Raw genomic sequence first — 22333 nt, forward strand, 5'->3', positions numbered from 1 at the left:
CGGCGGGCGCCGGTGACAGCGGCATGATCGCCATGGTCCGCAAGGATCCCGCCACCCGGGCCTCTCGCGCTCGTGCGGGCCTATTCGCCCCGGGCGAACGTGCGCCGGTACTCGCTGGGAGTGGTGCCGAGGATGCGCTGGAAGTGCAGCCGCAGATTGGCGCCGGTGCCGAGCCCGACGTCCGCGGCGATCTGTTCGACACCGAGCTGGGAACGCTCCAGGAGTTCGCGGGCCACGTCGATCCGGGCCCGCATCACCCACTGCATCGGGGTGTAGCCGGTGTCGTCGGCGAAGCGCCGCGAGAAGGTGCGCGCGGACACCGCCGCGTGCTCGGCGAGCGCTTCCAGGGTGAGGGGTTCGCCGAGGTGGCGCAGCGCCCATTCGCGGGTGGCCGCGAACCGCTCGCCGAGCGGTTCGGGCACGCTGCGCGGCACGTACTGGGCCTGGCCGCCGCTGCGGTAGGGGGCGGCGACCAGGCGTCGGGCGGCGTGGTTGGAGGCGGCGACGCCGAGGTCGCCGCGCAGGATGTGCAGGCACAGGTCGATGCCGGAGGCGGCGCCGGCCGACGTCAGCACGGAGCCCTCGTCGACGAAGAGCACGTTCTCGTCGAGGCGTACCCGCGGGTGCCGGGCGGCGAGCGCCTTCGTGTAGTGCCAGTGGGTGGTGGCCCGCTTGCCGTCGAGCAGCCCGGTCGCGGCGAGCGTGAAGGCGCCCGTCGAGATGGCGGCGAGCCGCGCGCCCCGCTCGTGGGCGGCGGACAGCGCGTCGACGACGGCGGGCGGCGGGTCCTCACGGTCCGGGAAGCGGTAGCCGGGGACGAAGACGATGTCGGCCCACGCGAGCGCCTCCAGGCCGTGGGCGACGACGTACGAGAGACCGTCACCGCCGGTCACCGGGCCGGGCGCCGCGCCGCACACACGTACCTCGTAGGGCATGCTCGCGCGGGTCGTGAACACCTGGGCCGGGATGCCGACGTCAAGGGGCTTGGCACCCTCGCTGACGAGGACGGCGACGCGATGCAGGCGGGAGGCGGGCACGGGGACGAGGGTACGCGCGGCGCGTGGCCCCCGGCCCGGCGGGCGATCTCACGTCACGTCTCGTCCATGCGCCGCCTGTCGCGCTCGTCCCACGCGCGCGTGTCGCGGGGTTCGGTGTAGGGCTCGGCCTCGGGCGGATGGCCGCCCGCGACGGCCCGCTGGCGTGCGGTCTCCGCGTCGAACTCCAGGCCGAGCAGGACGGCCAGGTTGCTGACCCACAGCCACACGAGGAAGACGATCACTCCGGCCATCGTCCCGTACGTCTTGTTGTACGAGGCGAAGTTGGCGACGTAGAAGGCGAACCCGGCGGAGGCGATCAGCCAGACCACGAGGGCGAGCACACTGCCCGGCGTGATCCACCTGAAGCCCTTGACCTTGGCGTTCGGTGTGGCCCAGTAGAGGATCGCGATCATGATCGTGACCAGGACGACGAGGACCGGCCACTTGACGATCGACCACACCGTGAGCGCGCTGTCGCCGACGCCCAGCAGGTCACCGGCCTGTCGGGCGATACCGCCGGTGAACACCACGATCAGGGCGCTCATCGTCGCGAGCACCATCAGGACCACGGTCACGCCGACGCGGACCGGCAGGACCTTCCAGATGGGGCGGCCCTCGGGCATGTCGTAGACGGCGTTGGCGGAGCGGATGAACGCGGCCACGTAGCCGGAGGCCGACCACACCGCCAGGACGAGGCTGATGATCGCGACCAGCGAGCCGGTGCCGGCGTTGCCCTGCAACTGCTCCACGGCCCGCGTGATGATGTCCCGCGCCGAGCCGGGTGCGAGGCTCTTGAGGTTGGACAGCACCTTGTCGGTGGTGGACTTGCCCGTGACGCCCAGCAGGGAGACCAGCACGAGGAGGGCGGGGAACAGGGACAGCACCCCGTAGTACGTCAGGGCTGCCGCGCGGTCGGTGAGTTCGTCGTCCTGGAACTCCCGCAGGCTGCCTTTGAGCACTGCTCCCCATGACCGTTTCGGCAGGTCGCTGGGGGTGTCAGGGGCTCGCTCCTCGACTTGCTCAGCCGGGCCGAACCGGTCGTCGCCGCTCTGCCCCTCAGGCGCGCCGTGTTCGTCCCCGAGATCCGTTCGCTTGCTCATGGGCTGCGAGTATCCACTCTGCCCGCTCCCACGCCTGCGAACGACGCGGCCCGCCGCGACCGGCACCGGCCCCCGCGGGCGTGGAGGCGCAGGGTTCCCACTGCGAGTGCCCGCGGGGGCCGATGCAGCAGTCAGTACCCACCGATCCGTCCGATACGCCCGTTCAGGACGAGGCGGCCACTCCCCCGCCCGCGGTGATGAGGAGCCAGCCGGTCAGCGCCTCCCAGCGGCGCCGGATCGCGGGCCGGGCGAGCAGGGCGCGCAGCCGGGCCGCCACGGCCACCAGAACGCACCAGTAGGCGAGCCCGATGACGATGTCCAGGGCGCCGAGGAAGAGGATCTGACGGGTCGCCGAACCGTCGCCGTCGACGAACTGCGGCAGGACGCTGAGGAAGAACAGCGCGGCTTTCGGGTTGAGGACGTTGGTGAGGAGCCCCTCGGCGAAGCCCGAGCGCCACCGGGGGCCGAGCGCGCGGGCCCCGCCCGTTTCCGGGGCGCCCTTCGCGGTCTCGGCGGCGGCCCCCGCGGTGCCCGGGACCCGTCGTGCCGCCAGCACGGCCCGCACGCCGAGGTGGACGAGGTAGGCCGCTCCCAGCAGCTTGATGGTCTGGAAGACCAGGGCGGAGCGCGCCGCGATCACGGAGAGGCCCACCACCGCCGCGGCCATGTGCACACAGAGCCCGCTCTGCGCGCCCAGTGCCGCCGCCCGCCCTTTGGCGGCGTTGTCGGCCGCGCACCGGACGACCACGAGGAAGTCAGGTCCGGGGACGAGGTAGGCCACCATGACCACGGCGAGAAAGCCCCACAGATCGGCCGTCATCCGGCCCCTCCTTCCGCGCCCGTCCGGCGGCGCCTTCAGCGTGGCAGCAAGGGCCCCAGCGGCCCGAGGTCGATGTTGAGGTCCTCGGGCGCGAGGTCGTAGCGGTCACGCAGTTCCGCCATCCGGTCCTCGAGCAGCATCAGGGTGAGACCGATGCGGTCCTCCTGCTCCTCCGTCAGGTCGCCCGTGTCGAAGCGGCGCAGGGCTTGCCGCTCCATGAGCTGGCGCAGCAGTTCGACGATGGTCAGGACCAGTTTCATCAGGTCCCGCTCGACCGTGTCGGGCTCGATCTGAATGCGGCCACGCCCCTTCTCGACCCTCTCCACGGGCGCGCCCGGGGCCGCCGCCGGGGGGCCGGGGGCGGTCTTCGCGCTGCCGCCGTCGGGGACCTGTCCGCCGCAGGTCGGGCAGGTGCCGCGGCCGGTGTGCTCGGTGTCCGGGGCGTGGCGCGGTGCGTCGTCGTGCGGGCTCACAGCAGATCCTCGAACGGGGACGGGACGTTCTCGTTCACCGAGCTGATCAGGGCGTTCAGATCGATACGGACCAGGTCCACGTCCGCGATGCGCAGCGTGACGTCTCCCGCGAGGACCACGCCCCCGGCGAGCAGCCGGTCCAGGAGGTCCACGAGGGCGACCTCGCGCCGCTCGATGACGGTCATGCCGTGTCACCTCCCGAAGGACCGGAGGGCGCCGCCTCGTCCGCGCGTTCCTCGGGCGGGGCGGAGAAGGAGTACGCCGCCCAGGGCCCGGTCAGCTCGACGCGCAGGCCGGGCTGTCCGTCCTTGGTGGCGTCGACGATGTCCACGAACGCCTCCGACGCGGAACGCGGCACCAGGTAGGCGCCGTTGAGCACGTTGCGCCCCGAACTCTTGGCCAGTTCCGGGTTCTGCGGCGGGTGGACGCGGTTCTCCACGCTGTGCTCGGCGAGCTGGTCGTGCAGGCGCTGGGCGAACGTCTCCGCGTGCCGCCAGACCTGGTCGCGGCCCTCACGTTCGGCGCGGCGACGGCGCAGGTAGTCACGGCCCGAGCCGCTGCCGAGCGACTGCGCGGAGACCCGCTCCCGGCGCGCGGTCCCGGAGCCGGTGCTCGCTTCGGCGGCCGTTGCCGGCTGGTCCTCGACGAAGACCTTCACACCCCATTCGATCCGGTCCTCGATGCGCGCCAGGGAGGTGCGCAGGCGCTCCTCCTGCTCCTCCAGCATGGCGCACACGCCGCTGTCGTCCCGGAACACGGTCGCGAGGCGCAGCGGCAGCGGACTGGTGAGCGAGGTGAGCGCCGCGATGACGTTCTGGTGGGCGCGGGCCGTATCGGCGAGCCAGTCGAGGTTCTCCAGGTTGCGGCGCAGGGCGCTCTCCGAGAACTGGTCGGCCGGCACGTGGCTGACGACGGCCGTCAGACCGGCGTGCCGGATCTCGCGCGGCGTGGCCCCGCCGACGCCCGTCAGCTCCGGTGGCAGCGGGGCGTCGAGGGCGCCGCAGACCGCGTAGACGTACCGCAGATCAGTCATGGTGCGGTTCCTCCTTGCGCGCCGTCTCCAGCGCCTCGGACGTGCCGCCACCCTCCAGCGCTGCCAGCCGCTCCCTCAACTCGGCGTTCTCCCGGGCGAGTTCCTTGCGCCGGGCGCCGGAGGAGAGGGCCGGGTCGTCCTCCCACCAGTCGATGCCCATCTCCTTCGCCTTGTCGATCGAGGCGACGATCAGACGCAGTTTGATGGTGAGCAGTTCGATGTCGAGCAGGTTGATGCGGATGTCACCCGCGATCACGATGCCCTTGTCGAGCACCCGCTCCAGGATGTCGGCGAGGTTGGCCCCCGAACTCCCCCCGCCCAGGGGGGAGTCGGGAAAGCTGCTTGCGGTACTCATCAGTGGCTCCGGGCGGAGACGCGCTCACGCCGGTCGGACTCGTCGACCTCGTCGGCCTCGTCCGGCTCGTCGATCTCATCGGTCTCATCGGTCTCGTCGGCCGGGGCGTCCTCGTCGGCGTACTCCTCCTCCGGCTCCTCGTCGGCGTACCCCTCCTCGTCGGTGTACTCGCCGTCGTCCGCCTCGGCCTCGTCCTCGTCGTCCTCGTAGACGGGCTCGTCCTCGTCCACGTACTCCGCCTCGTCGTCGGCGTCGTCGTCCGCGTCGAGGTTCTCGGGCTCGGCGGCCTCTTCATCGGGCCGGTCCTCGTCCTCCTGCCCCTCCTCCTGGGCGCGCTCCTCCTCCTCGGCCACCGCGTCCTCGTGGCTGCGGACCACCTCACCGTCGCGGATCTCACCCCGCCAGCCGTCGCTCGCCTCGCCCTTGAAGGAGATGAAGCGAGCGAAGTGCTTCAGGTCGAGGCGGGCGCGCCGGCCCTGGGCCCGCCAGATGTTGCCGGTCTTCTCGAAGAGGCCCTTGGGGTAGTACTCGATGAGCAGCAGGACCCGGGTGAGGTTCTCGCCCAGCTCGTGGAAGGTGACGACACCCTTGGTGGTGCCCTTGGCCCCTTCGGAGCTCCAACTGATGCGCTGGTCGGGCACCTGCTCCGTGGTGTGCGCCTTCCAACTGCGGGTGGACCAGAAGACCTTCATCTGCCAGTCGGAGGTGACGTCGTCCGCACGGTTGGCGTTCTTCACGCCCCGCGCGAAGGTGGAGAACTCCTGGTACTGGGTCCACTGGTCGTAGGCGGTCCGCAGATCCACGCCCACGTCGATGCTCTCCATGATGACGGTCGGCTTCTGGCCGCCGCCGGACTTGGACTTGCCCTTGCCGCCCTTGCCCTTGTTGAACAGGCCCTTCACCCCGTCGACCACGTTGTCCTTGAGGTGGCCCGCGCCGCTCTCGACGGCCGAGCGCACGGGGCCCTTGCCCTCGGCGAGCTTGCGGCCGCCGTCCAGGGCGAGCTTGGTGAAGCCGGGGCTGTTCCCCTCGGCTATGTCGTTGAGCCGGGTCGTGGCCTGCCCCAGCTTGCGGCCGACGCCGGTCAGCAACTGGGTCGCCTGGGCGGCGAGGTAGTCCTGCGCCTCGGCCTTCAGCCGGTCGGCCGCCTCGCTCTGCGCGAGGCCCTTGAGCGGGTTCGCCTTGGTCTCAGCCATGGTCCTGCGCCCCCTTCGCTGCGCTGCGCGGGGCCCGCCGGGCGGTCCCCGCGGCCTTCTTGGCGCCGCCCGATGACGCCTTCTTGGCGGCTGTCCCCCGGCCACGCGTACCCTGCTCCGCCTTGCGCCGGCCCGACGGGGCGGACTTCTTGGCGGGGGCGCGCTTACGGGGTGCCCGGCGCTCCTCGTCCGCGCCGGACTCATCGTCGCGCTCGTCACCGTCGTCGCGCTCGTCACCGTCGTCGGGCTCGTCGGAGGCGTGGGGCTCGTCGGTCTCCTCTGCCTCCTCGGGGTCATCGGCGTCGTCGGCCGGGGCCCCGCCCTCCAGGCGGTCCCGCACTCCGGCCGTGCTGCTGTGCAGCCTGCTGGCCAGGCCCTCCATCTGCCGTTCGAGGATCGCTCCGGTGGCCGCCTTGCCGACGCCGCGGAAATCGTCGCGCAACTGCCCGCCGAGCTCCTTGAACTGTGGATCACTGTCCAACCGGGTGCGGACCATGTCCATGACGGCCTTGGGGCTGAGCTGCATCTTCTTACCGGCGATCATCGTGCCGACGGCGAAGGCCAGCTTCATCTTCTTGGTACGTCCGAGAACGTACCCGGCTCCTACCGCGAGGCCGACTGCTGTTCGGTTCATGGTGTGTCCGTTCCTGCACGTATCGCTTCACGCGCCTAGTGGTGACCCGGCCTCACGCGCCGGTCGTCACGCGCCTGTCTGTCTGTTGCGGCTGGCCTCCAGGCGGTCGAGGAGTTCGTCCTCCATCCGGTCGAAGGTCTCCTCGTCGATGGCGCCCTCCTCCAACTGCTTCTCGAGGGCGGCAAGTTGCGCCTGGATGGCCGAGGGGTCGTAGAACTGGCTCTCCGCTTCCGCGACCACCTGGTCGAGGACCCACATGGAGCCCCTGACGGGCGCCAGCGGCAGCAGGAGCACCTCACTCAGGAGCCCCATGAGAGCCTCATCCCCTGGCGGAGGCCGTGGGAGTCGCCTCCACGAAGCTGTAGGGCGGCAGGGGGCCGTTGACCCGGAACACGAGGTGCGGGGCCGACGTGCGGATCTCCTCGATCGCGCCGAGCAGCCGCTCGGAGGAGGTGCGGTCCACCAGGAAGGAGAGGTTGGTGATCCAGCCGGTGCTCTCGGGGCCCTCGCTGACGGCGTCCGCCGTCGGCTCCAGCGCCGCACGCACGGTCTGGGCGTCCTGCGCCTCACGGGCCTGGACGGCCTTGGCGACGGCCTCGCCCAGTTGCAGCTTCTCCTCGTGGCTTCCGCCGCCGGCGGCCCGGTTGCGGTCCGCCATCGCCCGTACGTCGGAGTTCTCCGCCATGACGGTACGCAGCACGGCCTCTTCCTCGTGCTGGACCTTGACGTTGTACTCCACGCGGTCGCACAGTGCGGCCAGGCGCTCCTTGTAGTGCGAGACCCGCTCCTCCAGGGCCGCCGCGACCGCCGCGTCGTCCTCGGCGACGCTGCCGAAGCGCATGGGCAGGACGGTGCCGCCGCCACCGGCCTCGGAGAGGACGTTCTGGTGGGCGAGCAGGTCGCGCCGCTTGGGCCGCAGGTTCTCGGGGGCGTCGCTGACGAGTGCGGCCAGGCCGCCGCCCTTGACGATCCGGACGGTCAGCGCGGGGCTTCCGATGCCCTCCATGCCGTCGGGCAGGCTCGGGTGGTCGGCATCGGCGATGCCGTAGACGTACGTGCTCACTCCTGCTCCTCCTTACGGCGGCTCGACGTGGTGCGGCGCTGGCGCGGTCGCTCACTCTTGCCCTCGTCCCGGGCCTGCGAGAACGCGTCCGATATGGTCTCCGCCGCGCCGGAGAGCGCGCCCTTGGTCTTGCCCCGCGCGCCGGACTCCACGGTGTCGCCCATGATGTCCGTCAGGCCCGAGGGCTTCTTGCTGCCGGTCTCCAGGTCGAGGCGGTTACATGCCTCCGCGAAGCGCAGGTACGTGTCCACGCTGGCGACCACGACACGAATGTCGATCTTCAGGATCTCGATGCCGACCAGGGAGACACGGACGAACGCGTCGATCACCAGGCCGCGGTCGAGGACGAGTTCCAGGACGTCGTAGAGACCGCTGGTCCCGCCGCCGCCTCCACCGCCCTGCTGGGTCGTTGCGACTGTCATGTGCAGTTCCTCCTTGTCGTTCGCCTTCCGGGGGGCCGTTCGCCGGGTGCGGCCCGCTCGTGGCGGGCGGCCGGCGACGGCCGGTCAGCGGCGTTCGTCGGAGCGCCCGCGCTCGTAGCGCCTGAGCCGCCGGTAGCCGGTGAGAGTCCCCTCGTCGTCCAGGGCGACCTCGTAACTGGCGAGCAGACTCATGGTGTCGGGGACCCTGGACAGCTCCAGGACCTCGACCTCGAGCAGCCACCCGTCCTCGGTGGCACGGAACGAGGACACCGAGTCGACCGATTTGCCGGTCAGCTCCATCAACTGCTCACGTGCCTCGCGCAGCGCCTCGGTCGGACGAAGGCTCTGGCTCCTGGTGCGTCGCGGACTCTCGGCCGCGGCGCGTTTCCTCGTACCGCTCCCCTTCTTGGCGGTTTCCCCGGATGTGCCGTCGGACTCGTTGTCTGAAGAATGAGATGTGTTTGTCATGGCGATCTCCTCCCCGCGTGCCCTTGAATCTCTGGCCAAACCTTCACGGTTCTGTCGATTTTCGGAGTGGGAACCGCGCCCCCCGTCTCGGCGAACGAATGCCCCGCCGTCGCCGTGTTACGACTCGGAGGCTCGTCAAGTGGGCCATCTCCATAGGGCAGTTGACCGGAGCACGGGCGCGAACTTGTTGATCATGGGAGGCCCCGGCCGGGGCATGTGTCGCTCGGAGAGATTCGTAGCGACGCCCAGGAGAGCCAGTGCTGATACGGAAAACCAAGAGCGCCGCCGGCCGGCCCCAGCCCGCGGAGCGACTGTCGGGGCCCCTCGTCGCCCTCGGCCTGATCGGCGCCCTGATCTGCGCCGCCGTCCTGCTCTTCCTGCGCTTCGCCGACTGGGCCGGTGGCCACCCGCTGACCGCGGCGTTCCTCGCCCTGCTCGCCCTGCCCGTGCTCTACGTCCTGTTCCGCGCCATGCCGCGCGCCCGCGAACTGCGCCGCGCCGCCCGCGCCGGGATGGAACAGGCCGACCGGGAACTGGCCGAGGCGGCGCGGACGGCCGCCGTGTCCGCGCCCGGCCCGGTCGCAGGGGACCGGGACACGGTACGGCTCGGCACGGGCCCCGGCACGGTCCGCGACGGTCGTACCGCCGTACTGCCGGAGCCCGCCCCCGACTTCACGGCCCTCGACCCCGACGGGTTCGAGGCGGCCGTCGCCGCGCTGTGCGAGCGGGACGGCTGCACGGAGGTCGAGGTCGTGGGCGGCGCGGGAGACCTCGGCGCCGATGTCCTCGCGACCGCGCCCGACGGCCGACGCGTCGTCCTCCAGTGCAAGCAGTACGGCCCAACGAACAAGGTCGGCTCCCAGGATCTCCAGCGCTTCGGCGGCACCTGCTGGACGGTGCACGGAGCCCAGTTGGCGGCCGTGGTGACCACCAGCGAGTTCACCGCGCCCGCGGAGGAGTACGCCGCGGCGTGCGGCATCCGCTGTGTCGACGGCAACGCGCTCACCGCCTGGGCGGAGGGCAGTGGGCCGGCGCCCTGGGGACCCATGTCGGCGGACAGGCTGTGAGAGCGCCTGTCGTTGCACCCCCGTGCGTCTGAATCCCCGCGCCGCGGACATCCGGAAGGCATGCCGGAACAGCAGAGCGACCTCGAACAGCGCGGAACCGAGCCCACCGACGCCACGGACCTGCCCGACGCACCGGACGAGAACCAGGCAGCCGCCTTCGGCCCCTCCCCCGAGGTGGAGAAGGCCGCTCCCGACACTCCGGCCGGTCTGTCCGGGCACGCCTGGGGCCAGGTGCTGCGGCACAGTCTGCGCGAGTTCCAGAAGGAGGAACTGACCGACAGGGCCGCCGCGTTGACGTACTACGCCGTCCTCTCCCTCTTTCCCGCCCTGCTCGTCCTGGTGGCTCTGCTCGGCGTGATCGGCGAGTCCGCCACACACAAGGTCCTCGACAGCGTGGAGGCCCTGGCCCCCGGCCCCGCGCGGGAAATCCTGATCCGCGCCGTCGAGCAGTTGCAGGGCCGCGCGGGCACCGGCTCGGTCATGGCCGTCGTCGGCATCGTGCTCGCCGTGTGGTCGGCGTCGGGTTACGTCGGAGCGTTCATCCGGACGGCGAACCAGATCTACCACGTGCCGGAAGGACGGCCGCTGTGGAAGATCGTGCCGCTGCGCCTCGGCCTCACCCTGGCCCTGATGGTGCTCACCGCGCTCAGTGCCCTCATCGTCGTCTTCACGGGCGGGGTCGCGCGGCGGGTCGGCTCGGTGTTCGGCGTGGGCGACACCGCGCTCACCGTCTGGTCCGTCGCCAAGTGGCCGCTGCTCGCCGTCCTGTTGGTGCTGATGATCGCCCTGCTGTACTGGGCGGCGCCCAATGTCAAGGGCAGCGGCTGGCTCTGGGTCACACCGGGCGGGGCCCTCGCCCTGCTCGTCTGGCTCGTGGCGTCGGCGGGCTTCACGCTGTACGCGGCCGGGTTCGCGTCGTACAACAAGACGTACGGCACCATGGCGGGCGTCATCGTCTTCCTCGTGTGGCTGTGGCTGAGCAGCCTCGCCCTCCTGCTCGGTCTCGCGTTCGACGCCGAGATCGCCCGTCAGCGCGCGATCAGCGGCGGCCATCCGAGTCAGGAGGAACTGTTCGTCGAGCCCCGGGACACCAGCGCCTGGGACGAGGAGGACGTGCAGCAGGCGCGGCAGACCTCCTGAGCGCCGCCGGACGCGGGGCGCCGTCAAGTCGGCGGGCGCCGGGCCGTGTTCCGGCCCGCTTCACGGGTAGCCGCAACACAAGCCCGGCACTTCGTCGTGGCCCGTGTCGAACGGCACACACCATGGAGGCGTCATGCCCGGCATTCTCAATCGGATCAAGCAGTACAGCCGTACCCCCCAGGGTCGGCGCAACATCGCGACGGCCCGGCGTACCGCGGCCGACCCCCGCAAGCGCGCCCAGGCCCGCCAGTGGCTCGGTCGGCTGCGTCGTCACTGACCAGGAGGGCGTCGATCAGAAGTGGCCTTGCTCACGGGCGTCGGCGGCGGTATCCGGGGCAACCGGGATGAGCCGCGCCGGACGCGCCGGGCGGCGCACCAGCAGCCGATGAGCGAGGAACGTAGATGACAGTCCGCAGCCAGGAACGCAGCATCGTCGGACCGCGGGCGCGCGGAGGCCGGCTTCTCGGCTCCGCCGCCTTCGGGACCTCCGCGGTCTTCGGGGCGGAAGCCGAGCTGGAGGCCGCCTGCTGCTCGGTGTGGTTCGTGTCGCGCAGCGCGGAGCACGAGAGCGCCTGCGCGGCACGGCCCACCCGCACCGCGGCCTGACCGCGTCGGACAGAAATCAGGCATGTCCGCGGCGATCCGGGGCAGTCGATGTCCCGTCGATACCAGCCATCGGACAATAGAACAGGGAGCGTCTCGTGCTGAACCCCGACCCGAAGTTCATCCGGACTCTTCTGAGCCGCTACGCCGACGTGCAGTTGCGCTTCTCGGAACGTCCGACGCAGGAACTGCAGTGGCAGCTCGACGACGTCACCTACACGCTGTGCGCCAGCACCGGTACCCGGACCGTGCGCGATGCCCTGATGGCGGCCGACCGCGTCCTGGAGAACGCCGCGGCGTCCCGTACCGGCGACGAGTCGACGGCGGCCTGACACCTTCTTCGCTCCCCCACCCGGGTCATGCGGGGCCCGGGTGCGCGGGCAGGTCGAGTATGGCTGTGACCGTCTTCCCGCAGGGCCCCACCTCGACCGCCACGTGCGAGCTGAGCCGCTGGACCACCATCCAGCCGAACCCGCCGGGCTCGCTCGGCTCCGAGACGACGCGGTGCGGCACGCGTCCGCTGCGGTCGCTCACCCGCATCCAGAGGGAGTCACCCTGAAGTCCGGCCTCGAACGCCGTCGTCCCCCCTGCGTGGCGGATCGCGTTGGCCGTCAACTCGGTGGCCACGAGCAGCGCGTCGTCGTGCAGACGCCGCGCCTGCGGCAGGGGAAGCCCGCAGCACACTTCCATGAGAACCCAACTGACTTCCGCCCGGGCCTGCGCACAAGTGGTGCGCTCCGGAGCAGGTGTCTCGGGAACACTCATCAAGACGTGATCCTCTCTGTACACGTGCAAACACCGCACTTCATCGTCGCTTTCACCCCGCTTTCCCAGCGCTGCTATCCGCACACCCGCACGGGCGGGCAACTCCCCCAGATGCCGTTCACACTTGTGAAAACCTGCCCGACCTGGCCTTTTGGCAGTGAATCGAGGGTGCGAACGGGAGTCGAAGAACACAGCGATCCCGTTCCCGAGGAGTTCTGGCATATGACAGGGTCGGGGCATGGTCAGTGACAGCGAGAACATCGAACTCACGCGGCGGGACCGGGTGGCGGTCGTCATGTTGCGCCATGACATCGACATCGAGCTCGGGGACGAGGTGGCCGCCGTCCTCGACCGCGCACGGACCGAGCCCGGCACCGTCGTCACCCTGTTGGACCTGTGCGCACTCGATTTCGCCGACAGCACCCTGCTCAACCTGATCCTGCGGGCGAAGGCCGAGCACGACCGGGCGGGGCGCCCCCTCGTCCTCGCCGTCGCCGAGGGCAGCGCCGTCCGGAGGCTGTTCGACATCACCGGCGTCACCGAGGTCCTGGCGCCCGCCGCCGACCGCGACGAGGCGCTGCGCCGCATCGGCCCGCTGCTTGATCGTCCTACGGACGGGTAACAGACCGGCATGTCCACCCCAAGCGCCCCGCCCCCGAGCGGTCACGTGCCACCCGCCGTCGACGTCCCGGCTCTGGCCGAACTCCTCGACGGCGAATACGCCGACATCCGTGCCCTGGTCCGCAGCAATCTGGTCACGCACGCCGCCGTCCTCGACGACGCCGAGCACCTCGGGATCGACGAGTTCCGCGAACGCGTGCGCACGCTCGTCGTCGAGATGGCGGCGACGGGCCAGACCGGGATGGGCTTCCCGAAGGAGTACGGCGGGGGCGGCTCGGTCGGCGCCTCGATCGCCGCCTTCGAGACCCTCGCCTTCGGTGACCTGTCGGTGCTGGTGAAGGTCGGCGTGCAGTTCGGCCTCTTCGGCGGCGCCCTCCTGCAACTGGGCACCGAGCGCCACCACGAGGCCTATCTGCCGGACCTCATCACCGGGAAACTGATGGGCTGCTTCGCGATGACCGAGACCGGACACGGCTCCAACGTCCAAGCGCTCGGCACCGTCGCCACGTACGACGCCGAGAAGCAGGAGTTCGTCATCACCACCAGTGACGACCGGGCGCGCAAGGACTACATCGGCAACGCCGCCCGCCACGCCGAGCTCGCGGTCGTCTTCGCCCAACTGGAGGTGGGCGGCAGGTCAGAGGGTGTGCACGCCTTCGTCGTACCGATCCGGGTCGACGGTCAGGTGGCGCCCGGCGTCCGGATCGAGGACGACGGCCGCAAGATGGGCCTCAACGGCGTGGACAACGGCCGGATCTGGTTCGACGGCGTGCGGGTGCCGCGTGAGGCGCTGCTCAACAGGTTCGCCGACGTCACCCCGGAAGGCGTCTACGAGAGCCCGATCGAGCATCCGGGCCGCCGCTTCTTCACCATGCTGGGCACGCTCGTCCAGGGGCGGGTCAGCGTGGGCGGCGGCGCGATCAACGCCGCCAAGGTCGCGCTCGCCATCGCCGTCACGTACGCGGAGCGCCGCCGCCAGTTCAAGGCGGACTCCGACACCGAGGAGCAGGTCCTCCTCGACTACGGGCTGCACCAGCGCCGCCTGCTGCCGCTCCTCGCGCGCACTTACGCCCTGCACTTCGCCCAGGACGTCGTGCGCACGCAGTTGCACGAGGTCTTCTCCGGCATCAAGGACGACGAGCAGAGCCGGCGGGAGCTGGAGTCACGGGCCGCCGGCACCAAGGCGCTCGGCACCTGGCACGCCACGAAGGTGATCCAGGAGTGCCGTGAGGCGTGCGGCGGCGCCGGTTACCTCGCCGTCAACCGCTTCGCCGCGCTCAAGGCCGACAGCGACATCTTCACCACGTTCGAGGGCGACAACCACGTGCTGCTCCAGCTCGTGGCGAAGGGGCTCCTCACCGGCTACGCCAGTGAGTTCGGCGACATGGACCAGCTCGACATGGTCCGCTACGTCACCGGTCTTGCCGTCGAGACGGTCATCGAGAGGACGTCGGCGCACACCCTCCTCGAACGGGTACGGGACCTGCTGCCCGGCGGCGACCGATGGGACCAGGAGGCGGGGCTGCTCGACCCCGAGTACCACCTCGCCATGCTCCGCTTCCGCGAGGAGCACATGCTCGCGGGCGCGGCCCGACGGCTCAAGCGCGGCATGGACGGGAAGGCCGGCCCCGGCGCGGTCTTCTCCGAGGTGCAGGACCACGTGATCGCCCTGGCCGACGCGCACGTCGAACGGCTGGTCCTCGAGGCGTTCGTGGAGAAGGTGCGGTCATTGCCCGAGGGGGACAACAAGGCGGCGCTGGAGCTGCTGTGCCACCTCTTCGCCCTCTCCACGATCGAGTCGGACCGGGCGTGGTTCATGGAGCACGGCAGGCTCTCCGCGCAGCGGTCCAAGGCGATCACCCGTGAGGTGAACGTCCTCTGCCGTGAGATCCGGCCGATCGCGGCCGACCTCGTAGACGCCTGGGGCATCCCGCCGGAGATGCTGCGCGCACCGGACCTGGTGGGCTGAGAGCGCGGGCACCCGAGCGCCCACCGGGCCCGGTTCTCACCGGTCTTTCTGGTCCAGGTAGTGCGCGCGTCCCTCCTCGTCCAGGCCGACGGAGTCCTCGGGGATGACGCAGAACTCGTTGCCCTCGGGGTCCGCCATCACCAGGAAGCCCCCGTCGTCGTACTCGTGGAGGCGGCGCCCGCCCAGCTCCTCGATGCGGGCCTGTTCGGCGGCGGGGTCGGGCGAGGAGATGTCGAGGTGCAGCCGGTTCTTGCCCGCCTTGGGCTCCGTTGTGCGCTGGATCCCCATGCCCAGGCCGTCCTCGCGGCGCAGCCACACGTAGGGTCCGGTCCGGCCCACGACGGGCCGCTCGAGCACCGCCGACCAGAAAGCGGCGAGCCGCTCGGGGTCGGCGGCGTCCAGGATGAGGCAGTCGAGCCGCATACGTGTCACGTCCCGCGGTCAGCTCGCGCCGGGCAGGGACACAGCGAGGACGCCGTCCGGCTCGATCCGCGTCTCGAAGCAGGGCTGCGGCGCGGTCGCGGGCCCGCGCTCCACGGACCCGTCGGAGAGGCGGAACACGCTCCCGTGCCAGGGGCAGGTCACGCATCCGTCGGCGACCTCCCCTTCCGACAGCGGGCCCGAGAGGTGGCTGCACCGGTCGGCGATGACGTCGACCGTGTCGCCCTCGCCGCGCACCAGCAGGATCGGCACCTCGCCGAGCATCCGGCGCACCGGCTTGCCGGGGGTCAGTTCGGCGACCGGGCCGAGCCGGTGCCAGCCGGGCTCGACGAGGTGCGCCACGGGTTCCGCCTTGTTGGCCCCTGCGGCCTGCCGGTAGGCCAGGTGGCCGCCGATGAAGCCGCCGACCCCGGCGCAGGCCAGGCCGCCGAGTCCGAGCGCCCGGCCGAGCACGGGACGGCGTCCCCGCGCGACGAACGACGCACCGTAGAGCGACACGGCGGCGATGTTGGCGGTGGCGTGCACCAGGCCGGTACGCATCTGCTGCTGGTGCTGCTCGGCCCAGTCGGCCCAGCCGGCGAGCGCGGCGGGGAGCGCCGCCGCGGTGCCGAGGCCGACGAGGAGGCGGGCGGGCCTGCGCGCGCCCGGCACGAAGTCGAGGACGGCGGAGGAGATCCAGGCCCCCATCGGCACCTGCACCGCGACCGGGTGCAGCGGGTGGCCGAGCTGGCGGCCGTGGAGGACGTCGCGCAGGGAGCCGAGCGGCAGGGCGCGGACGGCCTTCTGCACGGGCGTCGCGACACGGTCGAGTGCTTCGGTGTTCTCCACGCGGTCGAGCGCGTCGAGGCAGGAACGCAGCAGGCGGGGCACGAAGGCGCCGGCACGGGCGGTCGGAGTGGTCATGGCTGGCGATTCTCCTGGTGCGGGCGGAACGAACGGGTCAGCGGAGCGCCGGGGCGGACATGTCGCCCGCAACGGCCCACAGGTGCGCGGAAGGGGACGCGACCGGTCGTCGGTCGCGTCCCCGTGCGAAGGAGCGAGGCAGTTGAGCCGCGCGCGGCGTCACGCCGACTTCGCGGCCTCCTTCTCGGTGGTGGCATCGGCGGTGGTGAGCGTGCCGCCCGCGGTCTCCAGGTGGGCGCGGACGAACCACTGGAACTGCTCCAGGTCCCGCAACTGCCCGATCAGCAGGTCCTCGGTGGCCGGGTCGATCTCCCCCACCGTCTTGATCGCGGCGCGCAGGTCCTCGACGAGCCCGGTGTACACGATGTCGAGGGCGCCCAGGTGGGAGATGGCGTCGGCACGGCCCACGCTGTAGTCCTCCCACGTGCGCGCGGCGACCAGCGAGCCGGGCGTGCCCTGGGCGACTCCGCCGAGGGCGGCCAGGCGCTCGGCGACGTCGTCCGCCATGTCGCGTACCTGCTCCACCTGCGGGTCGATCATCTCGTGCACCGCGATGAAGTGCGGGCCCACCACGTTCCAGTGGACGTGCTTCAGCGTCAGGTGGAGGTCGTTGAGGCTGTGCAGCCGCTGCTGCAACACCTCGATGACGGTGGCAGCGTCCTCCACCGAGATGCCGGGGACGGTGTAGCGGGGAGTGGTGGCCTTGGCCTTGGAAGTCAACGTACAGCCTCCTGTCTCGTACCGGTTTGCGTGGTTTCGTTACCCCGTTTCTGCAGCTCTACCCCACCGCCCCCGGTCTCTCACGGACCGGGGGCGGGGAGGAGCCAGCCGGACCGGCGGGTGCGGTCAGTCGGTCGTCAGCAGACCGGCGCGCAGCTTGCCCAGCACACGGGTGATCAGCCGGGAGACGTGCATCTGGGAGTAGCCCAGCTCGTCGGCGATCTGCTGCTGGGTGCGCTCCTCGACGAAGCGCAGGTGGATGATCCTGCGCTCACGCTCGTCGAGACCGGCGATCAGCGGGGCGAGCGAGTGGAAGTCCTCGACGAGTTCGAAGCGACCCTCGTCGAAGCCGATGAAGTCGGCGAGGATCGTCTCGGCCTCGTCGTCCTTGCCGCTGACCGCGGCGTCGAGGGAGACGCTGTTGTAGCCGTTGGACGCCATCTGGGCCTGGGCGACCTCGGCGGGTTCGAGCTGCATCAGCTCGGCGAGTTCCGCCGTGGAGGGGGAGCGGCCGAGGCGCGTCCGCAGCTCCTCGGTGGCCCTGGACAGTTCGAGGCGGGCCTCTTGGAGGCGGCGCGGCACGTGCACGGCCCAGGAGGTGTCACGGAAGAAGCGCTTGATCTCGCCCGTGATGTAGGGGACGGCGAACGAGGTGAACTCGACCTCACGCGTCAGCTCGAACCGGTCGATCGCCTTGATCAGGCCGATCGTGCCGACCTGGACGATGTCCTCCATCTCCTGGGTCCCGCGGTGCCTGAACCTCGACGCCGCGTACCGCACGAGCGACAAGTTCATCTCGATCAGGCAGTTGCGCACGTACTGGTACTCGTGCGTGCCCTCCTCCAGCTCGGCGAGCCGGTCGAAGAACCGCCTGCCGACCTCACGCGCGTCCTTGGGCGCGAGCGAGGCCGGGTCCGCATAGGCGCGATCGATCAGGTCCTGTTCCCTCTGTCGGGCCGGTACCTGGGTCTGGTCCTGCGCCGTCACGGTGGTCATGTGTCCGCCCCTTCTCATTCTTTGTCTCGCCCGCCGCTCTCACGCCGTCGGCAGTGCCGTGGTTCTCAGTGATGACCGTGCGCGCCGGCCGAGGCACCGCCGAAAAGCCGTGCGACAGCGCGGAAGGGGAGCGTGACGACGGTGGCGACCGCGCCGCCGATCGCGCGCAGTACGTCAGCTATGGCCTTGAACATGGCGGGTCCTCTCTTTCAGTGGGGAAGCCCGGACGCGAACGACGCAGCCGTTCGTGGCCGGGCGGCCACTGCACTGGGTGTCCTGCACATGCCTCTTCAAACCCGTTCGGCCCAGCTCACCGCGGAGAACGCCGCCCTCGCCGACGGCCCCGGGCACGGCGGTGCGGCGATCGGCGGCCGGACTTATGGTGACTCCAGGGCCGTACGAGAGCGCTCGGACGGGGCCCGGCGACCACCGGATTGTTCGTGCGACCGGAGGGTACTCAGCGAGAACGGCGGCTCCTTCGGGAAGGGTCCGACCGCCCCCGCGCCTCTCCGGTGCGGGGCCCCACGCGGTGAGCGGCCCTCCGCCGGACCGCACGTTCCCCTTCCCCTCCGACAGCCCGCGAACACGCGAATCCGTGATGACGCGAAGACGCGAAGACGCGAAGACGCAAAGACAGGGAGTGACCTCCATGCCGGCAACGTTGCCCCCGCACCCGTCCGGGTCCCTGCACGGACTCTCCGCCGTGGTCACCGGCGGCTCGCGCGGTCTCGGCCTGCTCATCGCCGACGAACTGCTGCGCCGCGGTTGCTCCGTGACGCTCGCCGCCCGGGACGCGGACGAGCTGAAGCGGGCCGCCGGGCTGCTCCACGACCGGCACGCGGCGGCGGCCGTGCGCACCGCCGTGACCGACGTACGCGACCGGGAGAGCGTCGCCGACCTGTTCCGGCAGACGGCCGAGGCCTGCGGGGGCGTGGACGTGGTCGTCGCCAACGCGGGGATCATCCAGGTGGCGCCTGCCGAGACGGTCGGCACGGCCGGTTTCGACGACGCGATGAGCACCATCTTCGAGGGCGCGCTGCACACGAGCCTCGAAGCACTCCCCCACCTGCGGGAGAGCCGGGCGGGTGGACGGCTCGCCGTGATCGGCTCGGTGGGCGGGCTGCTCGCGGTGCCGCATCTGCTGCCGTACTCCTGCGCCAAGGCGGCCGTCGGCGCGCTGGCCGAGGGGCTGCACGTGGAGGCGGCGCGCGACGGTGTCTCCGTGACCGCCGTACATCCCGGGCTCATGCGGACCGGCTCGCACCTGCACGCCGTGTTCGGCGGTGACCGGCGCCGCGAGTTCGCCTGGTTCTCCGCTCTCGCCGGCACCCCGCTGGTCTCGATGGACGCCCAGCGCGCGGCCGAACGCATCGTCACCGCCGTGCAGCGCCGCCGGGTCCGCCTCGTCCTCACCCCCGCCGCCCGGGTCGCCGACAAGGCCCACGGCCTCGCCCCGGTGCTGACCGCGCGGCTGAGCCACGCCGTGAACACCCTGCTGCCCTCGGCGGCGGGTGAGCCCGAACTGCGTCCCGGGATCGACGTCGAACCGGCCGCCCCGCGCACGTTCGGGGAGCGGCTGCGCTCGCTGGGCAGCGCCCTGAACGACCGGTCGTCCCGCGCCTACAACCAACGTCACCGCACCGCGCAGGAGACAACGTCGTAGGACCTGTCTCAAACTCCCGTCCGCCCCGCGCCGTAACCAACCCACGCGACACCTTGATCGGAGACGAGCCACGATGACGCATGACATGACGAACGACCGCGAACAGCGGCACGACGAGTCCCGTCCGCCGCGGACCGCGACGGAGGAGGTCCTGCACGAGTTCGAGGAGGCCGAGACGGATCCGCGGCACCGTGAGAGGAAGGACCGGCAGCGCGGGGAGGGCGCCGACGCGACCTCGCCCAACCCCGCCGCCCAGGAGGACGTCCAGGGCGAATGACCCGCTGGGCGACGCGGTTCAGCCCTGTGGTCCCCGCGCGCTCCCGTGTTCCACGACGCAGCCGTGCATGAAATGTGCGTGGCGGGACACTCGGGGAGCGAGTTGCTTTGACAAAAGGAGCCTCTCGGAATGATCACTCCCCACCCGCAGATGCTGCGCGCGCTGCTCTCCCGCTACGCCAAGGCGCGCCTCCAGCTCGTCGAGGACGACACAGTCGCGAATCGTCGCCTCCTTGAGGACGTCGCCTACACACTGTGCGTCACCACTGCCACCCGCGAGATCAAAGACGCTCTCGCAGCGGCAGAACGGCTCCTGGCCGTCGATCCGTCGACCCCGGAGACGCGGCCCATGGCAGGTCAGGAACAGGCCGACCAGACGCTGGTCGCCTGAGCCGGGACAACGATCGCCCGTCCCGATTCCCCCTGTCCCGACCACCTTCAGCGGCGCGGCCCTTGGCCGCGCCGCTGAAGGTGTTGCGCGGAACCCTCCCGGGACCGCTGTCGGCATCGTCCGACACGGACCGGACGAAGCGGCGACCACCTCGCCGCACCGGCTCCTGACCGGAGCCCCGCGCGTCGAAGCGCTCCCCTCGCACCGTCCCTGACCCGACCGCTCGGTGTCCCCTCCCGAAGCGGTCCCTTCGTGCTGCCTTCGTGTCGCTCTCCCAAGATGCGACGCGCCGCACAGTGACAAGCCTGGTCTGCATGGCGGACCAACGCAGAGCACCTGCCGGTGGCTCCCCGGTGGCGACACGGAGAAGACCCGCGGTCAGGAAGGGTCCCGGGTACGCGGCCCGGGCGGCCTGCCAGAGCCCGGAAGGACTGAGCGGCCACCGCACCGAAGGCGTCTCGGCCGTACGACGCTGACGACGGCGGCTGGTGACCCTGGTGCTGACCGTGGTCGAGCGTGGCCGAGCTGGTGCGACAGTTGATGGAGCGGCAGGCCGTCCGGCGGGTCGAGCAGGGAGATCTGCGCGACGAGCAGGTCGAGGAGATCGGGACGACCCTGATGCTGCTCGACGACGGATGCGGGAACTCTGCGACCGGCACGGAGTGCGCCCCGAAGACCTCAATCTGGATCTCGGCCCGCTCGGCTCCCTCCTCCCCCGCGACCGAGAGCCCGGGACCTCAGGGGCTTTGTGCCGGGCGCGCGTCACTCGAATGGCAGGTCGCGAGCAGGGAGCGCAGAGTGGTGAGGGGGTCTCACGGGCGGGCACCCCCGTCCGTGCCAGCGACTCACTGTGAGGCGGCCATGTCCGACATCGGAATCGGAACCGGCAGCACGACGACAGGCGGCGCCCGGAAGACCGGCGGCACGCGCGGCACCACGACCATCGCCGACAGCGTCGTGGCCACCATCGCCGGGGTGGCGATCCGCGAGACGGACGGCGTACGTTCCGTGGGCAAAGGCGCGTCCAAGGCGTTGGGCGCGGTCACGAGCCGGATGCCCGGGCCCTCGTCACCCGGACGCTCGGTCAAGGCGCAGGTGGACGGCGATCAGGTCTCCGTCGACGTCGATGTCGAGGTCGAGTACGGCGTCCTGATCCACGAACTCGCCGAGGAGATCCGCGCCAACGTCATTCAGGCGGTCGAGACGATGACCGGGCTCGACGTGACCGAGATCAACATCAATGTCTTCGACATCCACGTCCCGGACGACGACGCGGACGAGGACGGCTGAAGCGGCTCCCGCTCCATCCGGTCGGCGGCAGGCCGTTCATGCGGCCTGCCGCTGGGCGGGTTCCCGGTTGGCGTGGTCGCGGACCCGGGCACAGCTTCGGCTGATGAGGCGCGAGACGTGCATCTGCGAGATGCCGACCTTCTCCGCGATCCCGGCCTGGGTCATGTCCTCGAAGTAGCGCAGGTAGAGGATGGTGCGTTCCCGTTCGGGCAGCGCCCTGAGCCCTTCCTTGGCGGCCTCGCGGTCGGTGATGACGTCGTAGCCGGTCTCGGTGTGGCCGAGGGTGTCGACGAGGCTGACGCCGTCGTCGTCGGCGGTGCCGGACTCGGCGTCCAGCGAGAGCGAGCGGTAGCTCTCCAGCGCCTCCATGCCGTCGCGTACCTCGTCCACGGTGAGCCCGGCCTGTGCGGCGATCTCCTCCAGGCTCGCCTCCCCGGCGTGGCCCGGCCGGTTCATGACGTCGCGGCGTGCGGCGCGGACCTTGTTGCGCAGGTCCTGCACCCGGCGCGGGACCCGGACGTCCCAGGTGTGGTCGCGGAAGTGGCGGCGCAGTTCGCCGGTGATCGTGGGGACCGCGTAGGACTCGAAGGCCCCGCGGCTCGGCTCGTAGCGGTCGACGGCCTTGACCAGGCCCATGGCGGCGACCTGCTTGAGGTCCTCCAGGTTCTCGCCCCGGTTGCGGAACTTCGTGGCGAGACGGTGGGCCATGGGCAGCCACGCCTCCACCAACTCCTGGCACAGCAGGTCGCGTTCGGGTCCCTCGGGAGCGGCGGCGAGACGGTGGAACGCCTCTGCGGTCTCGGGCGCGTCATCGTGCAGTCGGCGAACGGCCATCAGGATGTCTCCTCCTATCGCTGCTTCCGTGAGTCATCGTGAGAGGCAGCGGG

The 22333-nt window shown here is 71.0% G+C and carries 31 protein-coding genes and 1 pseudogene; 12 read left to right on the forward strand and 20 right to left on the reverse strand.

Annotation, left to right across the window (positions count from 1 at the left end):
• Window positions 1-80 precede the first annotated feature (80 nt).
• The 13 genes from ACIRF8_RS19580 to ACIRF8_RS19640 all read right to left on the reverse strand — a co-directional run bounded on the left by ACIRF8_RS19580 (window position 81) and on the right by ACIRF8_RS19640 (window position 8601).
• Window positions 81-1037, reverse strand: coding sequence for a GlxA family transcriptional regulator (locus ACIRF8_RS19580; protein WP_404216506.1), 957 nt, complete (start codon window positions 1035-1037; stop codon window positions 81-83).
• A gap of 53 nt (window positions 1038-1090) precedes the next feature.
• A complete protein-coding gene (locus ACIRF8_RS19585; protein ID WP_404216508.1) occupies window positions 1091-2137 on the reverse strand; it encodes a YihY/virulence factor BrkB family protein in 1047 nt (348 codons plus the stop codon).
• A gap of 163 nt (window positions 2138-2300) precedes the next feature.
• Window positions 2301-2957, reverse strand: a complete 657-nt coding sequence (locus ACIRF8_RS19590; RefSeq protein WP_404216510.1) for a LysE family translocator — start codon at window positions 2955-2957, stop codon at window positions 2301-2303.
• A gap of 35 nt (window positions 2958-2992) precedes the next feature.
• Window positions 2993-3217 (reverse strand): gas vesicle protein K, encoded by a 225-nt coding sequence (locus ACIRF8_RS19595; protein ID WP_404216950.1) that lies wholly within the window; start codon window positions 3215-3217, stop codon window positions 2993-2995.
• 209 nt (window positions 3218-3426) lie between these two features.
• A complete protein-coding gene (locus ACIRF8_RS19600) occupies window positions 3427-3615 on the reverse strand; it encodes a gas vesicle protein (RefSeq protein WP_404216512.1) in 189 nt (62 codons plus the stop codon).
• Window positions 3612-4463 carry a GvpL/GvpF family gas vesicle protein gene (locus ACIRF8_RS19605; protein WP_404216514.1) on the reverse strand — a complete coding sequence of 284 codons (852 nt, stop codon included), beginning with the start codon at window positions 4461-4463 and terminating at the stop codon, window positions 3612-3614. Before ACIRF8_RS19605 ends, ACIRF8_RS19600 begins: the two co-directional genes overlap by 4 nt.
• Window positions 4456-4818, reverse strand: coding sequence for a gas vesicle protein (locus tag ACIRF8_RS19610; RefSeq protein ID WP_404216516.1), 363 nt, complete (start codon window positions 4816-4818; stop codon window positions 4456-4458). The genes ACIRF8_RS19605 and ACIRF8_RS19610 overlap by 8 nt, the downstream gene beginning before the upstream one ends.
• Window positions 4818-6014: an SRPBCC family protein gene (locus ACIRF8_RS19615; protein ID WP_404216518.1), complete on the reverse strand. Its 1197-nt coding sequence runs from the start codon at window positions 6012-6014 to the stop codon at window positions 4818-4820. The genes ACIRF8_RS19610 and ACIRF8_RS19615 overlap by 1 nt, the downstream gene beginning before the upstream one ends.
• Window positions 6007-6648, reverse strand: a complete 642-nt coding sequence (locus tag ACIRF8_RS19620; RefSeq protein WP_404216520.1) for a DNA primase — start codon at window positions 6646-6648, stop codon at window positions 6007-6009. The genes ACIRF8_RS19615 and ACIRF8_RS19620 overlap by 8 nt, the downstream gene beginning before the upstream one ends.
• A 66-nt stretch (window positions 6649-6714) precedes the next feature.
• The gene (locus ACIRF8_RS19625) at window positions 6715-6960 is read right to left on the reverse strand and encodes a gas vesicle protein GvpG (RefSeq protein WP_404216522.1); all 246 of its coding nucleotides are present in this window, start codon (window positions 6958-6960) and stop codon (window positions 6715-6717) included.
• A gap of 7 nt (window positions 6961-6967) precedes the next feature.
• Entirely contained in the window at window positions 6968-7711 is a 744-nt protein-coding gene (locus tag ACIRF8_RS19630; RefSeq protein WP_404216524.1) for a GvpL/GvpF family gas vesicle protein, read from the reverse strand.
• A complete protein-coding gene (locus ACIRF8_RS19635; protein ID WP_404216526.1) occupies window positions 7708-8133 on the reverse strand; it encodes a gas vesicle structural protein GvpA in 426 nt (141 codons plus the stop codon). Before ACIRF8_RS19635 ends, ACIRF8_RS19630 begins: the two co-directional genes overlap by 4 nt.
• Before the next feature lie 84 nt (window positions 8134-8217).
• Window positions 8218-8601 (reverse strand): gas vesicle protein, encoded by a 384-nt coding sequence (locus ACIRF8_RS19640; protein WP_404216528.1) that lies wholly within the window; start codon window positions 8599-8601, stop codon window positions 8218-8220.
• Between the two features lie 257 nt (window positions 8602-8858).
• Between ACIRF8_RS19640 and ACIRF8_RS19645 the strand changes: the two genes are divergently transcribed.
• The 5 genes from ACIRF8_RS19645 (at window position 8859) to ACIRF8_RS19665 (ending at window position 11743) form a co-directional block, all read left to right on the forward strand.
• Window positions 8859-9668 (forward strand): restriction endonuclease, encoded by an 810-nt coding sequence (locus tag ACIRF8_RS19645; protein WP_404216530.1) that lies wholly within the window; start codon window positions 8859-8861, stop codon window positions 9666-9668.
• Window positions 9669-9728: 60 nt separating this feature from the next.
• The gene (locus tag ACIRF8_RS19650) at window positions 9729-10808 is read left to right on the forward strand and encodes a YihY/virulence factor BrkB family protein (protein WP_404216532.1); all 1080 of its coding nucleotides are present in this window, start codon (window positions 9729-9731) and stop codon (window positions 10806-10808) included.
• 133 nt (window positions 10809-10941) lie between these two features.
• A complete protein-coding gene (locus ACIRF8_RS19655) occupies window positions 10942-11085 on the forward strand; it encodes a hypothetical protein (protein ID WP_404216534.1) in 144 nt (47 codons plus the stop codon).
• Window positions 11086-11210: 125 nt separating this feature from the next.
• Entirely contained in the window at window positions 11211-11414 is a 204-nt protein-coding gene (locus ACIRF8_RS19660) for a hypothetical protein (RefSeq protein WP_404216536.1), read from the forward strand.
• Window positions 11415-11509: 95 nt separating this feature from the next.
• Entirely contained in the window at window positions 11510-11743 is a 234-nt protein-coding gene (locus tag ACIRF8_RS19665; protein WP_404216538.1) for a DUF5133 domain-containing protein, read from the forward strand.
• Window positions 11744-11768: 25 nt separating this feature from the next.
• On the opposite strand, the gene ACIRF8_RS19670 is transcribed toward ACIRF8_RS19665, so the two are convergent.
• On the reverse strand, window positions 11769-12176 hold the full coding sequence (locus tag ACIRF8_RS19670; RefSeq protein WP_404216540.1) for an ATP-binding protein: 408 nt from the start codon (window positions 12174-12176) through the stop codon (window positions 11769-11771).
• A gap of 238 nt (window positions 12177-12414) precedes the next feature.
• On the opposite strand from ACIRF8_RS19670, the gene ACIRF8_RS19675 reads away from it, so the two are divergent.
• A complete protein-coding gene (locus tag ACIRF8_RS19675; protein ID WP_404216542.1) occupies window positions 12415-12798 on the forward strand; it encodes an STAS domain-containing protein in 384 nt (127 codons plus the stop codon).
• A 9-nt stretch (window positions 12799-12807) separates the two neighbouring features.
• Entirely contained in the window at window positions 12808-14766 is a 1959-nt protein-coding gene (locus ACIRF8_RS19680) for an acyl-CoA dehydrogenase family protein (RefSeq protein WP_404216544.1), read from the forward strand.
• 36 nt (window positions 14767-14802) lie between these two features.
• Here ACIRF8_RS19680 and ACIRF8_RS19685 read toward each other — a convergent pair whose 3' ends face one another.
• The 5 genes from ACIRF8_RS19685 to ACIRF8_RS19705 all read right to left on the reverse strand — a co-directional run bounded on the left by ACIRF8_RS19685 (window position 14803) and on the right by ACIRF8_RS19705 (window position 18020).
• Entirely contained in the window at window positions 14803-15189 is a 387-nt protein-coding gene (locus ACIRF8_RS19685) for a VOC family protein (RefSeq protein WP_404216951.1), read from the reverse strand.
• A gap of 18 nt (window positions 15190-15207) precedes the next feature.
• The gene (locus tag ACIRF8_RS19690; RefSeq protein WP_404216546.1) at window positions 15208-16110 is read right to left on the reverse strand and encodes a Rieske 2Fe-2S domain-containing protein; all 903 of its coding nucleotides are present in this window, start codon (window positions 16108-16110) and stop codon (window positions 15208-15210) included.
• A 159-nt stretch (window positions 16111-16269) separates the two neighbouring features.
• The gene (gene dps, locus ACIRF8_RS19695; protein WP_404216548.1) at window positions 16270-16830 is read right to left on the reverse strand and encodes a DNA starvation/stationary phase protection protein Dps; all 561 of its coding nucleotides are present in this window, start codon (window positions 16828-16830) and stop codon (window positions 16270-16272) included.
• 126 nt (window positions 16831-16956) lie between these two features.
• Window positions 16957-17826, reverse strand: coding sequence for a SigB/SigF/SigG family RNA polymerase sigma factor (locus ACIRF8_RS19700; RefSeq protein ID WP_404216550.1), 870 nt, complete (start codon window positions 17824-17826; stop codon window positions 16957-16959).
• A 65-nt stretch (window positions 17827-17891) separates the two neighbouring features.
• Window positions 17892-18020 (reverse strand): LPFR motif small protein, encoded by a 129-nt coding sequence (locus ACIRF8_RS19705; protein ID WP_404216552.1) that lies wholly within the window; start codon window positions 18018-18020, stop codon window positions 17892-17894.
• 455 nt (window positions 18021-18475) lie between these two features.
• Here ACIRF8_RS19705 and ACIRF8_RS19710 point away from each other — a divergent pair, with 455 nt between their 5' ends.
• From ACIRF8_RS19710 to ACIRF8_RS19730, 5 genes and pseudogenes are all read left to right on the forward strand, one after another.
• Entirely contained in the window at window positions 18476-19489 is a 1014-nt protein-coding gene (locus tag ACIRF8_RS19710) for an SDR family NAD(P)-dependent oxidoreductase (RefSeq protein ID WP_404216554.1), read from the forward strand.
• An 85-nt stretch (window positions 19490-19574) separates the two neighbouring features.
• On the forward strand, window positions 19575-19766 hold the full coding sequence (locus ACIRF8_RS19715) for a hypothetical protein (RefSeq protein ID WP_404216556.1): 192 nt from the start codon (window positions 19575-19577) through the stop codon (window positions 19764-19766).
• A 129-nt stretch (window positions 19767-19895) separates the two neighbouring features.
• Complete coding sequence (locus ACIRF8_RS19720) at window positions 19896-20156, forward strand: DUF5133 domain-containing protein (protein ID WP_404216558.1); 261 nt, start codon at window positions 19896-19898, stop codon at window positions 20154-20156.
• A 516-nt stretch (window positions 20157-20672) separates the two neighbouring features.
• Window positions 20673-20878: pseudogene (locus tag ACIRF8_RS19725) on the forward strand (gas vesicle protein K); the annotation flags it as partial.
• A 139-nt stretch (window positions 20879-21017) separates the two neighbouring features.
• A complete protein-coding gene (locus tag ACIRF8_RS19730; protein WP_404216560.1) occupies window positions 21018-21446 on the forward strand; it encodes an Asp23/Gls24 family envelope stress response protein in 429 nt (142 codons plus the stop codon).
• Window positions 21447-21482: 36 nt separating this feature from the next.
• Here the strand turns inward: ACIRF8_RS19730 and ACIRF8_RS19735 are convergent, their stop codons facing one another.
• On the reverse strand, window positions 21483-22280 hold the full coding sequence (locus ACIRF8_RS19735; RefSeq protein WP_404216562.1) for a SigB/SigF/SigG family RNA polymerase sigma factor: 798 nt from the start codon (window positions 22278-22280) through the stop codon (window positions 21483-21485).
• Window positions 22281-22333 lie beyond the last annotated feature (53 nt).

The organism is Streptomyces sp. NPDC102406, assembly GCF_044765725.1.
Classification (GTDB): Bacteria; Actinomycetota; Actinomycetes; order Streptomycetales; family Streptomycetaceae; genus Streptomyces.